This window comes from Enterococcus malodoratus, from assembly GCF_027659535.1.
GTDB lineage: Bacteria > Bacillota > Bacilli > Lactobacillales > Enterococcaceae > Enterococcus_A > Enterococcus_A malodoratus.
On sequence record NZ_JAQDPG010000011.1, the window covers coordinates 76,988 to 89,851 of the forward strand.

General features: G+C 39.2%; 11 protein-coding genes and 1 pseudogene. 7 read left to right on the forward strand and 5 right to left on the reverse strand.

What is annotated here, in order from left to right:
* Window positions 1-43: 43 nt before the first annotated feature.
* The 4 genes from PGP85_RS16785 (at window position 44) to PGP85_RS16800 (ending at window position 4,260) form a co-directional block, all read left to right on the forward strand.
* Entirely contained in the window at window positions 44-1,153 is a 1,110-nt protein-coding gene (locus PGP85_RS16785) for a hypothetical protein (protein ID WP_270328531.1), read from the forward strand.
* Between the two features lie 277 nt (window positions 1,154-1,430).
* Window positions 1,431-2,255 carry a class I SAM-dependent methyltransferase gene (locus PGP85_RS16790; protein WP_010743038.1) on the forward strand — a complete coding sequence of 275 codons (825 nt, stop codon included), beginning with the start codon at window positions 1,431-1,433 and terminating at the stop codon, window positions 2,253-2,255.
* Between the two features lie 70 nt (window positions 2,256-2,325).
* Complete coding sequence (locus PGP85_RS16795) at window positions 2,326-3,018, forward strand: aspartate/glutamate racemase family protein (protein ID WP_270328533.1); 693 nt, start codon at window positions 2,326-2,328, stop codon at window positions 3,016-3,018.
* A 12-nt stretch (window positions 3,019-3,030) separates the two neighbouring features.
* Window positions 3,031-4,260: a glycosyltransferase gene (locus tag PGP85_RS16800; RefSeq protein ID WP_270328536.1), complete on the forward strand. Its 1,230-nt coding sequence runs from the start codon at window positions 3,031-3,033 to the stop codon at window positions 4,258-4,260.
* Between the two features lie 119 nt (window positions 4,261-4,379).
* Here PGP85_RS16800 and PGP85_RS16805 read toward each other — a convergent pair whose 3' ends face one another.
* Window positions 4,380-4,943: a hypothetical protein gene (locus PGP85_RS16805; protein WP_010743041.1), complete on the reverse strand. Its 564-nt coding sequence runs from the start codon at window positions 4,941-4,943 to the stop codon at window positions 4,380-4,382.
* Window positions 4,944-5,100: 157 nt separating this feature from the next.
* Window positions 5,101-5,795, reverse strand: a pseudogene (locus tag PGP85_RS21345) (SDR family NAD(P)-dependent oxidoreductase).
* 142 nt (window positions 5,796-5,937) lie between these two features.
* Between PGP85_RS21345 and PGP85_RS16820 the strand changes: the two are divergent.
* Complete coding sequence (locus PGP85_RS16820) at window positions 5,938-6,381, forward strand: MerR family transcriptional regulator (protein WP_010743044.1); 444 nt, start codon at window positions 5,938-5,940, stop codon at window positions 6,379-6,381.
* 439 nt (window positions 6,382-6,820) lie between these two features.
* Window positions 6,821-7,969 (forward strand): hypothetical protein, encoded by a 1,149-nt coding sequence (locus PGP85_RS16825; protein WP_270328539.1) that lies wholly within the window; start codon window positions 6,821-6,823, stop codon window positions 7,967-7,969.
* 93 nt (window positions 7,970-8,062) lie between these two features.
* Here PGP85_RS16825 and PGP85_RS16830 read toward each other — a convergent pair whose 3' ends face one another.
* On the reverse strand, window positions 8,063-9,412 hold the full coding sequence (locus PGP85_RS16830; RefSeq protein ID WP_010743046.1) for a PTS sugar transporter subunit IIC: 1,350 nt from the start codon (window positions 9,410-9,412) through the stop codon (window positions 8,063-8,065).
* A gap of 150 nt (window positions 9,413-9,562) precedes the next feature.
* Window positions 9,563-10,276, reverse strand: a complete 714-nt coding sequence (locus PGP85_RS16835; protein ID WP_010743047.1) for a GntR family transcriptional regulator — start codon at window positions 10,274-10,276, stop codon at window positions 9,563-9,565.
* 297 nt (window positions 10,277-10,573) lie between these two features.
* Here PGP85_RS16835 and PGP85_RS16840 point away from each other — a divergent pair, with 297 nt between their 5' ends.
* Window positions 10,574-11,992, forward strand: coding sequence for a glycoside hydrolase family 1 protein (locus PGP85_RS16840; RefSeq protein WP_010743048.1), 1,419 nt, complete (start codon window positions 10,574-10,576; stop codon window positions 11,990-11,992).
* Between the two features lie 42 nt (window positions 11,993-12,034).
* On the opposite strand, the gene PGP85_RS16845 is transcribed toward PGP85_RS16840, so the two are convergent.
* Window positions 12,035-12,751, reverse strand: a complete 717-nt coding sequence (locus PGP85_RS16845; protein ID WP_010743049.1) for a GntR family transcriptional regulator — start codon at window positions 12,749-12,751, stop codon at window positions 12,035-12,037.
* Between the last annotated feature and the right edge of the window lie 113 nt (window positions 12,752-12,864).

The following is a 12,864-nucleotide window of genomic DNA, read 5'->3' on the forward strand; positions in this document are numbered from 1 at the left end:
TTTTTGTATACGTTTCTTTATTTTTAATATAGGAGGAAACCAAATGAAAAAGTTAAAACTGGTTATGGTTGCAGCACTAGCGTTGATCATTTTTGCCGGATGTAAGAAAGAGACACAGAAGGAATTCACCAGCGCTTTGGCAAAGCAAGCTGAAATGAATGCTGGCGACTACTCTATCGTGATTGATAAAGTGTCGATCAAGGCAGAAGATGCAGACGCACCGACACGCACTTCGATGGAAATGGCTTCAAAAATGATCAGCGGAACTAAAATCTCCGGGGATTATCTTAAAGACAGCAAAAAGAATTTACTTGCGATGAATATGGAATTCGATGCTCTAGGACAAAAGATTCCAATCGAATTTTTTAGCGATCAAAAGAACAAATCCGTTTATCTCAGCACCGAATTTTTGACAGAGGCGACCGAAATCGCCAAAGAGTTTGGTAAGGAGATTCCGATTAATGATCAGGACTTGAAAGAGCTTCAAGGAAAATATGTTCATATCACAGAAGAGGATATGAAGAAAACGGCTGAAGGTAAGACAAGCAAAGCAGCAATTAGCGGAAACATCGATTCGAAACTTTTCAGTGACTATCTTGATACGTTAGATTCGGATTCTTTTGAGAAAACAGACGATACGATCAAACGAACATTCACTAAGAAAGATATTCAAGGCTTTATCAAGTATGCGAAAGAAAATGGCAATAAAGACGAGAAAAAGGCCGCGAAAGATTTTGAGAAAAATATTGATCAATTGACAAAATATGAACAAACCACGACCTTAAATACGAAAAAGAATACGCAAAAAACAACGCTGAAACTTGCTGCGAAAAGTGATGGCGCAACAGTGACTGTCGACTTGACAATGAATAATCAAGCAAAGGATTCAAAGAAAAAAATCCAGTTACCTAAAAAGGCTGATACGGTTTCAATGGAAAAAATAGAGGAAATTCTTTCTTCTGCTCAAAGCAGCAGCGCGCTTATTTCAGAAACTGATTTCAACGATCTATTAGAAGCGATCCGCAGTAGCGGAAGTCAGTTGACACAAACTCAGATCGATCAGATCAAGCGGACCTATAAACCTTATTTGACGGAAGAACAATACAAACAGCTTGAAGAGGCGTTAGATCAAACCAGTCAGATGGCAGCTTAAATCAAAGGATCAACCATAATGTGTGGTTGATCCTTTTTTATGGATTATGCTAAAATAAAACAGACGACAATCACATTAAAAAAGATTAGAGGGGATTTCGGTCCGGCGCACTACTCATTACGCAACTGAAGTAATTTAGTGAAACGTGGAAAAGGATTCTGACATTGAATAGACTGAAAATTTTCGCAAGAAAAGACAGTTTATTTGGTGTGCAGAACTTTTTCTACGTTTTTTTGTTGCCTTTGGGATTGTCGTCAGTCAGAAAGAGGAAAAGAAAATGATCAGAGAGATTAAAATGGAAGTACCAATGTTTAGTCAGAGCCAAGATTCAATTTGGTTGGATGACCACATAGCACCCAAAATGTTAGCTGCTCACTTAGACAGCGAGTTTGATGGAGCGACTAGAAATTCAGAATATATTAGTCAGTCTATGAAGTGGTTGACGCAAAAATGTCCGGTGCAGGAATTTCCGAAACTGCTGGATCTTGGTTGCGGACCGGGAATTTATGCAGAGAAATTTTGTGAGGCGGGTTACCAAGTAAAAGGAATCGATTTTTCAGAATTGAGTATTGCTTATGCGAAAAATTCGGCTAAGGAAAAGGATTACACCATCGACTATCAGTGCGGGGATTATCTAACAGCAGATCTTGGAAAAGAACAATATGATGTCATCGTACTGATTTATTGTGATCTGGGTGTCTTTTCACCTACGGATCGACAACGGATTTTTCAAAAGGTCTACAGAGCACTAAAACCAGGCGGACGATTCATTTTTGATGTCTTCACACCGCAGAAATATGCCGCGTTTGAAGAGGCAAATACATGGCAAGTCGAAGAGGATAATTTTTGGACGAAGGAGAAGTGTATCCATCTCTCTGCACAAAAAACTTATCCTGGAACAACCACCTATTTGGATCAGCACTATCTGCTTTATCCTGATTCTTTTAAAGAGTTTTTTATATGGGAAACAGTGTTTGCTGAAGAAGAACTACTAGCGGAATTGAAAAAGATCGGATTTGCATCTAACGAAATTTGCGGAGATCTTCTCGGGCGTCCATCTATGGTCGAGTCAGAGACACTTTGTTTTGTGGTTGAAAAATAATAGGCGGAATCGTGTGAGACTGTTTTTCTTGCTATAATGAAGAAATAATTAAGTAAGAAGAGGTGTGTATATGAAGACGATCGGTTTGCTAGGTGGTATGAGTTGGGAAAGTACGGTGACGTATTATACTCGAATCAATGAAATAGTAAATCAAAAATTAGGCGGTCTGCATTCAGCCAAAATCAAGTTGGCAAGCGTTGATTTTGAAGAGATCGAAAAGTGTCAGGTAGCAAACGAATGGGAAAAAAGCGGTGAGATTTTAGGAAAAGAAGCACTGCAATTGGAGCAAGCAGGGGCGGATTTTCTAGTGATCTGTACCAACACGATGCATAAGGTTGCACCGCAAATCGCGGATTATTTATCGATTCCAATTTTGCATATTGCAGACGCAACCATCGCTGAGCTGCAGGAAAAAGATATTAAAAAAGTGGCGTTATTAGGAACTAAATATACGATGACGCAAGATTTTTATAAACAAAAAATTATCGAGAGTGAAATTGAGGTATGGATTCCGACGGAAGAAGATATCGAAACGGTTAATCAGATAATTTTTGATGAACTGTGCCACGGTAAAATTTTATCAGAATCGAAAGCGAAATTTATTGCCGTGATTGAACAGGTCGTCAAAGCGGGAGCGGAAGGCGTGATTTTAGGCTGTACCGAAATCGGTTTGCTGATTCAGCAAATGGATGTCACGATTCCTGTGTTTGATACGACCGAGATCCATTCTCAAAAAGCCGTCGAACAAGCTTTGGCAGAATAATTGAGGAGAATGATGAAGACGATTCTTTTTGCACCTGCAACGTTTAACTTAGCCGAAACAACTCGCATGCTCGAGATTGCCAAACAATTACGACAGGATCATCATTGTGTCTTTTGCGGCTTCTCTGAGAAATATCTTGATCTGATCAAAGCGCAGAATTTTGCAGTTTATTTGCTGAGTCCAAAGCTGACGCCGCAGCAAGAAGATTCAATTATGAAATTTGATCAAGGGAAAAGTTTGAAAAATCCCTTTACTACAAAGATGGTCGCGGAACGTGTCGAGAGTGAGTTGGCGCTGATCAAAGAACTAGCTCCGCAGGTAATCGTGACCGGCAGCAATGTTACGATTTTCATGTCTGCTCGTATCAGCAAGATTCCTCTGGTGTATGTCAAACCGGTCGCGATGTCGCGGCCACATTTTAATAATACAGCGGCGTGTGTGCTGCCTAGTCAGTTAAATAAGCCGTATCTTCCGGCGAATACCCTTTGGAAAGCACTTCTTGGAGTTGCTAAACATCTAACCTGGAAGCCAGCTGCCTTTAAAAAAGTTGCTCGAGGCTATCAGTTGGAGCTGCCAAAATATACGATAGACATGTTAGACGGTGATTTGAATTTGATTACCACGCATCCGGCATTCACGGCAGAATTAAATTTTCCAGCCAATTATCAATCCGTTGGTCCGATTTTTGCTCATCTGCCTTATGCTATTCCGGATGCAGTTCTTCAAGTGATCACAGAAGCGCGCAAGAAAAAGAAACTGGTCGTGTATTTTGCGATGGGAAGCTCAGGCAATCGCTCCTTGATCAAAAAAGTGTTGAGCTATTTCGAAAATACAACTATTGAGGTGATTGCACCAATCAAAAATTATTTACAGGTCGATCATTCGGCAAGCAATATCCATGTTTTCGATTGGCTGCCAGCTTTGGAGGTATCTGAGCTAGTTGATTTTTCTGTGATTCACGGCGGTGAAGGAACTGTGCAGACGGCTTGTTCCTCTGGTAAACCATTTATTGGGATCGGGCTGCAGTATGAACAAGAAGTCAATGTTGCTTATTGCGAAAAATTTGGCAATGCACTCGCATTAAGTCCGAGTAAGGTTTCTGCTCAAACCTTGGATAAGGGAATCGAAATACTCCAAACACCTGAAATGTACGAAAAGGCAGAAGAGATGAGAGAATTAATGAGAAAGACAAATGGTACTAAGAATGCGGCGGAAATCATCGAAAGACAGTATCTTGAATAGGGCGCTTGACCTTCCAGCAGATGAAAATGACGTAGATAGTTATTTGCTAGTAAAAATAAATTAAGCATAAAAAAGGCATCCAGTTTGATTGAACAAACGCTGGATGCCTTCATTTTTTATTAATTACGTTTACGCATAAAGAGCCCCGCGATCAACCCTAGACCGCCACAAGCTAACAGCGTGACAATGGTAATAAAACTCATTTCAATAATGTTATAAACAGTTGTTTGATTAGCGATGGTATTGGTAATCAAAACTGCCGGAATTGCTAACAGTGAGGCGATACCTAGACAGGAACCCATATTCCAATGTAAAATTTTGCGAACCCCGATATTGGCCCAGAAATACGCGATCCAAGTCAGTGCGATTGGCAACCCAATCGGAAAAAGCCAGTAAATCGGCGCATCCAAGAAGTAAGTGTTGACCGTCCGTTCAATAACCATGAAAAACGGGACAATTAAAACGGTGAAAACTGAGACTGAATGAATCACACGATAGTTCTTACTGAAAAGCAAAGCATCCAATAAGGAACCGCCAAAAATCAAAGCGCTGCCGACAATTCGAAACCAAGTAAATTGATGATCAATCGCAAAGTTTGTAAAACCCGTAATCGCAAATGCTAAAAAGAATAAAATCCAGAAGAATTTTCTACCAACATTCACTTTTTTATCTGAATTCTTCATTTATTTTCCTCCTCGTGACCTTTTCTAAAGTATACCAGTCTTGTAATTTCCTTAATATCAGACTTACGTCTCATTTTTCGATACGACCGCTAAGTTGTATAAAAAAACCAATATCAGTTTGCTAGTCTGATATTGGTTCTGTTTTTATCGAAAGAGATTATTTTAGTTCGCCGTAGATTTCTAGAAATTCTCCTTGATGAGAGTTGCCATCTAAAAGAATGTCCGAGATTTTTTCAGCAACATCATCAGGTGTATGGAATCCTTCCGCGGTAATATTCCCGTTTAGATCGGTCGTGGTTGGACCGGGATGGATACTGAAAATCTCCAATTTTTTATGTTCCTTTTCGAAATCAATTGCTAATGCCTGCATCATCACGTTTTGTGCAGCTTTAGTTGACTTGTAGGCGAAAGGATTCCAAAAAGGATTTGCTTCAGTTGGGATCGTAATATTCACGATACGACCATTGTTTTTTCTAAAATTGGCAGCAATCCTTGGGTTAATTGAAATGTACCAAAGAAATTGACCTGCATTGTCGTTTGAAGATCCTCAATGCTTTCAGTTAGGCTTGAACCGTGTCCGCCAGGGATTCCGGCATTATTCACTAATAAATCGATCGTTGAAAAATCTTGCTGGATTTTTTTTACTGCTTCTTCGATCGTTTCAATCTTGCTAAGATTGATCAAGACGTAGTCAACATGCGACACGCCTGCTTCTTGAAGTTTAGTCACCGCCGTTTCAGCACGTTCTTTGTTGCGAGCACCAATGATGACATGCCATCCTTTGATCCCCAATGACTTGGCGATCGCAAAGCCGATCCCTTTATTTGCGCCAGTGATTACTGCTGTTTTCATAATAAATTCCTCCGTTTGACTATTTCTTCTTTCTGATTTACTGTAAGCATAAACCCTAAACCATGGTTTAGGCCAAAGGGCTTGTTTAGCGGTTTTTCATGTTTGCAAATCAACTTAGCTATCTGAATTAGGAGGTATAAAAATGGCTGAAACATATACAATTAAAGAAGTAGCTGAAAAATTCGATTTGACGATTTCCACGATTCGTTTTTATGATAAAAAGGGGCTATTACCATTTGTTGCAAAAAATGATTCAGGTTATCGTGAGTTCACCGAATCTGATTTAAATTTGATCCACACCGTTTGCTGCTTGAAAAATACAGGTATGCCGATCCACGATATCAAGCAATACATTGAATACTGTATGGACGGGTCTAAAACGATTCCGCAAAGAAAGGCACTGCTGCAAACCCACAAGGAAGAAGTTTTGCGGCAGCAAGCACAATTGATGGAAAATCTTAAGGAGATCGATATCAAAATCGATCGCTACAACTCTCCTAAGGCAAAAGAATTAATCGATGCCCAAGTAGCTTTCGTAAAAAAAGAAAAAGCCGAGCTGCAATTGGCTAATGGATTTCGAGTTTAGAGATTGAAACAACTCTAACAGTCCTCTTGAATGTGTCAGCTCCCACAAACTAATGTAAATGGATCACTATAGAATACAATCGTCCAGCTATTAATGACAAATAGCTGGACATTTTTGACTAGAACGAATGCCTGATAATGTGTATAATCATTATTAATAGAATTATTATTTTAAATATTATTTATTCAGCGGTAAGAATTAAATGCTCTATAAATATTTGACATCATGGATTAATAAAACATTCTTTTTATAAAATGTAGCTTCATGTCTGTAAAATAGATGATTATAGAATTTTATTTTTAAAGCGCTAACAAAAAAACGAGTACTTTTTTAGAGGAGAAATTCTCGAAAAATAAATAGCATGAAAGGAGAACGTAAAAGCCGTTATTCAAGCAATTAGTTGGTAGGAACTATTAAATATTTATAGGAGGAAATGGAGATGAAAAAGTTTTTAGCTAGTGTTTTTGTTGCAGCAGCTTTATTGATCGGCGGAACATTATTTGTTCAGGCGGAGGATGCTGATGCTGCGATGTTACTGAGGGTCTACAATCCGAATTCAGGCGAGCACCATTATACGGCAAATACGAATGAACGTAATCACTTGGTTAAAGTAGGTTGGCGCAATGAAGGAAACGCTTGGGAAACGCCGGCAAGTGGAACGGCTGTCTATCGTTTATATAATCCAAACAACGGCGGCGACCATCACTACACAATTAATGCAAATGAAAAAAATCATTTAGTCAAAGTAGGCTGGCGTTATGAAGGTGTCTCGTGGCAATCAGGCGGATCTGTTCCTGTCTATCGTTTGTATAACCCAAATGCAAAGACCGGCACGCATCATTACACATTGCACGCGTCTGAAAAAGATCACTTAGTAAAGGTAGGCTGGCGCTATGAGGGTATCGGTTTCTATTCCACTAAGGCGGCATCAAACAATAATCCAAATCCGGGAGTAACACCAAAGAAAGTTGATGTTAACATAACTGGTGTTGGCGGTGTTGAACAGGGCGTTTCAGGATCGTATCGTTTATTGTATTCAAATAAACCTTTTGATCAAGCAAATTTAAGCGGGAACGCGAGAATTGATTTTTCGGCAAATGTTACTATGACAGGAAATAAAAGTGACTATGAGATGCAATTTGTTATCGCAGGAAATGGAAAAGCATGTGGTCAAGTTGGGGTAGGTCTGCATTACCAAGCGGGATCAGACGCCAACTTCGCACAAGGGAGAATCAATACAACCAATATTAATTTTCCAGCAAATTCAGGTGTTACTGGGCAACAATACTATTCTGTTAACACAAATGCACTGCGAATCGCTAATGGCCAAACCGTTCACCTGCGCGTGAAGTATTTTGCATCGGGATATGTACAAAATTTTGTGAATAATACACTCGTTGGACAATATAAAACGAATTTGACTGCTGAAGGCGGTGCCTACATTTTACATGATACTACGAACACACCACTCAAAATCCGTAATTTGAAAGTCTTGAGAGATGGTAAAGATGTAACAAATAGTGGCAGACCTTCATTTGCTAACACGAACTATGATCACTCAAACGGCTCAGTTGCTGGAGCTTACTAAAATAAGGCATAAAGTCAAAATAATATAAAAACAAGGCAAGCAAACCTGATGATTCAACAGTTTTGCTTGCCTTTCTATTTATGGCTGGAAATTTTAGTTTAATACATTCGTATCCGCTTCAGCTTGTGCCATTTTAGCGGTGACATGTTCATCGATACGCAGGAATGGCAAGTAAATAAAGACACTTACGGCAATGATGACAATTTGCAATACAGCGGCACGCCAGTCACCGCCAGTTGCTAAGAATCCTGAGATGACGGGTGGTGTGGTCCAAGGAATCTGAACAACGACATGGTTGATTAATCCAGCGGCTGTCGCAAAATAAGCAGTGACCAATGAGAAGATTGGAGCCAAGACGAAAGGAATAATCAAACTAAGATTAAACACGATTGGCAAACCGAAGATGATCGGCTCACTGATATTGAACAGGGCAGGTGTAACAGATAACTTCGCGAAGTCTTTATAATCTTTACGGCGACTAAAAATGAAGATCGCGATCAATAAAGCAATCGTATTTCCAGAACCACCCATTACGGCGAACGTATCTTTGAAGGCCATGTTAATGATATGTGGAATTTGTTCATGATTGGCATAGGCCGCCATGTTTTCTTGCATGTTCTGTAGTAAAAAGGGATCGAGCAAAGAACCTGAAATCACGGCTTGATGAATCCCGAAACCAAAGAATAAATTCGCAATTGATGTAATCAAGACGAATCCAGGTAAACCTGTCGTCACATGACTTAGGGGGCCAGTAATTGCTTTTGTGATCAGCCCATTCACGTCCATATTGAAAAGTTGGTTCACGCCAAACCCAATGACCGCGAATAGTGTGACGGTAATCATGATCGGAATCAAAACATTAAATGATTTCAATACTGCTGGAGGAATATTTCCCGATAATTTAATTTGCAGTTTTTCATTTGTAGACAACTTGATAAATAGCTCTGTTGCTAATAAGCCGACAAAGATTCCGACGAACATACCCGAAGCACCAGTATGTGTGCCAGGAATAACCCCTGTGACTTCAATCGCTTTTTTTGCATTTTCAGGAGTGAACATCATTTTCATTGGGGTCAATACCATAAAAGTGGAGATCGAAACCAAGACCGCTGCAATATGATTGGTATAATTTCTGCTGACACACATATGATATGAAACTGCGGCCACGACTAATAATGTCGTAATACTCAATGTACCATTGGCGATTGACATACCGATTTCTTGGATTTTTGTCAGTGTTGCCGGATTGACGATCTTTCCCATGAAACCTGTTGGTTCTAAAATGACGTAATTGATTAAGGTCACGAACCCTGCCAGCATCATGAAAGGCATGAATGTGGCAAACGCGTCACGTAAAGTTCGCATGTGGATCTGATTGCCTAGCTTCGTCGCGATAATTCCAAAGCGTTCAAAGAGCTGTTCCTTTTTATTTGTTTTATCCACGTTAGACTCTCCTTATTGTTTTATTTTTTGTAAGCACTTTCCTTGGTTACATAATAAAACGTAATTCAAATAAAGTAAATACCTTTTTTGAAAAATATATACTTTTGTTGAGAGGCGACAAAAAAAGAGCTGAAATATCCAGCTCATAACTTAATTCTCCATAAAAACAGCTTCAAAAATAAAGTCTTTGTACAAGTGTCTCGTGATGGAATATTCGAAAGGTGTGCCATTCGCTAAAGAAACACTCTTTTCAATTTCGATCATAAAGTCGCCCACATCGATTCCCAAGATTTTAGCATCAAACTCTGTTGCCAGTACTCCCTTCATCCAAACGTGTGAGGCATTAATCTCTAAATGCAATTCGTCACGAATATAGGAATAAACAGATTTTTTTAAATGCTTCGGCTCCAAGCCGGGAATGATGGAGAGGGGCATGAAGGTTTGTTCTAAGGAATAGGGCTGCTGATCGACAAAACGACTGCGGACGATATTATAAATGTACTCTTTCTCGTTGAGTTGCAGTCTCTCAGCCACTTTTTTTGAAGGAAGTTCAATTGAAAAGGTATGAATCTCCGAATCAACATGATCTTCTCCAACAACGCTCATCAAGCCTTCGCTAGGGCCAAAAACCTTTGAATTGTCGATCGGTTTACGCAAGACTTCAGTCCCAAATCCGCTTCGACTATGCAAAACCCCTTCAGAAACTAACATGTCCAACCCCTTTTTAACCGTTAGTTTGCTAGTGTTGTAGTGTTTAGCCAACTCAATACCAGTAGGCAATTTATCCCCGATAGCATAGGTGCCATCTTCAACCTTTCTTTTTACATCTAAATAAATTTCCATATATTTAGCGTTCTTTCTCATTTTTACCTCCTTGAATAAGCGAATAAAGATATAAATAATTATATACTTTTGCGACGTTTTAGCAATGCTTTAAAAGGTAAAAAGATAAATTGATTTTAAAAGTATATATTTTTAATAAAAAAGCTATTTTATTTTTACGGAAGCGGTGTTATGATGAAATGGCATTCAAGAAAATGTCATTTCTCTCAGTTCACATGTTTAAGAACTGAAATTGATGACCAAATTTTTGGCTAGAGAGTATGTCTGATAGACATACAGCCTAAAAATGAAGTCTTAATTATGAAAAAGGGGGACACAATGAATAAACAGCAATTAACATTTCCAAAGGATTTTTGGTGGGGCTCCGCTTGGTCAGCGGAACAATCAGAAGGCCGGGGGGAAACAGGTAAAGCGGAAACTGTCTGGGAACGCTGGTATAAGGAACAGCCGTATCGTTTTTATCAAGGCATTAGTTCAGAGACTACGACGGATCATATCCACCGCTACAAAGAAGACGTGCAGTTGATGAAACAAACCGGTCATAATTCTTTCCGAGTTTCGATCTCATGGGCGCGGATGTTTCCAGCGGATGGTACAGGTGAAGTCAATCCAAAAGCAATCGAATTCTATCGTGATTTATTTACGGAAATGAACAAGAATAACATCAAAGTATTTGCCAACTTATATCATTTTGATATGCCGGCTGTCTTGCAGGATAAAGGTGGCTGGGAATCGCGGGAAGTGGTCGATGCTTATGTGAAATTTGCGGATACTTGCTTCAAGGAGTTTGGTGATTTGGTTTATCATTGGTTCACCTTTAACGAGCCATTAGGACCAATCTTGGGTTCATATTTAGAGGATTTCCATTATCCGAATATAATTGATTTTAAGCGTGGAGCGCAGGCAACACATTTTACGATCTTGGCCCACGCCAAAGCGATTGCGGCGCATAAGAAACGTGATTTAAATAGTAAGATCGGTGTTATTTTGAACTTAAGTCCGACCTTTCCGCGAAGTCAAAATCCAGCAGATGTGAAGGCAGCGGAGATTGCCGATTTATTTTATGTTCGCAGCTTCTTAGATCCCATGGTCAAAGGCAGGTATCCAGAAAAATTAGTCGAACTGCTGCGGGAATATGACCAACTACCAAGTGATTATACAGAAGAAGACCTTGCTTGTATTAAAGAAAATACTGCTCAAATCTTGGGTCTGAATTATTATGAACCGCGGCGGGTAAAAGCACGTCTAACGGCTGTCAATCCAGAGGGGCCGTTTTTACCAGACTGGTTTTTTGAGAACCATGTGATGCCTGGCCGTCGAATGAACGAATACCGTGGTTGGGAAATCTATGAAAAAGGCATTCATGATCTATGTATGGATATCAAAGAAAACTATGGCAACATTGAATCCTTCATTTCGGAAAATGGGATGGGCGTAGCAAATGAAGAACGTTTCATGGATGAAACAGGTCAGGTGATCGATGATTACCGTATCGAATATGTTCAGGACCATCTAGCCTATCTTTGGAAGGCAATCAATGATGGGTGCAATATCAAAGGCTACCATCTGTGGACATTCATCGATTGCTGGTCATGGATCAATGCTTATAAGAATCGCTATGGTTTAGTTTCTCTTGATCTGCCAACACAAAAACGGACGATCAAGAAAAGCGGCGAATTCTACAAACAGCTCAGCGATCAAAATGGTTTTGAGTATGATGTTGATCGATTAGTATAAATAAAAAAAGCGGCGGTGACAAAATTTGTCACCGCCGCTTTTCTATTTTCGATTCAAATGGATATCTAGTGAAAACTTGCTTTTACTGCTGATAAAGTAGGATTTTGAAAATTCAAAGGCACTGCCTTTTTGATCATAAGCGACCTGTTCAATAACCAAAACAGGAGAACCTGCTTCAATTTCTAAAGAATCGCTGACTTCTTGATCCGCGTGATCCGCATAGATAATTCGCCGCGCATCGGTCAGCTGTAATTTGGCTACATGTCCAAGATAATCATACACAGAACCTTGAAGGATTTCTTCATTCAACGGGGCAACTTGTGTAGGCATGATGACATGCTCCAAACTATAGATTTGTTCATTAATGGAACGGACACGTTTGAATTGATAGACAGGATCGCTTGCGTTGATCCCTAAATTTTGCTGTTCTTCTTTTTCTGGCAAACGTGCATCAAAAGATAAAATTTTACTGGAAATTTTTTGATCACGATGAGAGTAGGTCACACCAACCGGTAAATCTAATGGTAATAATTCACTGTCATTATTTTCGATTTGAGGGCGAATGAATGTTCCGGAACCTTGCTTACTGAAGATCAACCCATCATTTTCTAATAAATTTAATGCCTTTTTTAGAGTAATTCTCGAAACATCATATTTTTCTGCAAAAAATTCCTGTGTCGGTAGTAAAGTCCCAGCACGATAATGATTTGTTAAAATATCACGTTTAATGTCTGAATAAATTTCGCGGTACTTGTACAACTTGTCAACCTCCTTTTTAGCATTTGTGTATACAATTTAACATTAAAAATAAAATTTGTAAATGTTTTTAAAAAATATTGTGTTTACAAATTTATCAATTTGTATATAATTGG

Bases quoted from the DNA above. Each gene is read 5' to 3' on its own strand.
- PGP85_RS16825 (WP_270328539.1), top strand. From the start codon at position 6,821: ATGAAAAAGTTTTTAGCTAGTGTTTTTGTTGCAGCAGCTTTATTGATC.
- PGP85_RS16795 (WP_270328533.1), top strand. From the start codon at position 2,326: ATGAAGACGATCGGTTTGCTAGGTGGTATGAGTTGGGAAAGTACGGTG.
- PGP85_RS16785 (WP_270328531.1), top strand. From the start codon at position 44: ATGAAAAAGTTAAAACTGGTTATGGTTGCAGCACTAGCGTTGATCATT.
- PGP85_RS16800 (WP_270328536.1), top strand. From the start codon at position 3,031: ATGAAGACGATTCTTTTTGCACCTGCAACGTTTAACTTAGCCGAAACA.
- PGP85_RS16840 (WP_010743048.1), top strand. From the start codon at position 10,574: ATGAATAAACAGCAATTAACATTTCCAAAGGATTTTTGGTGGGGCTCC.
- PGP85_RS16820 (WP_010743044.1), top strand. From the start codon at position 5,938: ATGGCTGAAACATATACAATTAAAGAAGTAGCTGAAAAATTCGATTTG.
- PGP85_RS16835 (WP_010743047.1), bottom strand. From the start codon at position 10,276: ATGAGAAAGAACGCTAAATATATGGAAATTTATTTAGATGTAAAAAGA.
- PGP85_RS16805 (WP_010743041.1), bottom strand. From the start codon at position 4,943: ATGAAGAATTCAGATAAAAAAGTGAATGTTGGTAGAAAATTCTTCTGG.
- PGP85_RS16790 (WP_010743038.1), top strand. From the start codon at position 1,431: ATGATCAGAGAGATTAAAATGGAAGTACCAATGTTTAGTCAGAGCCAA.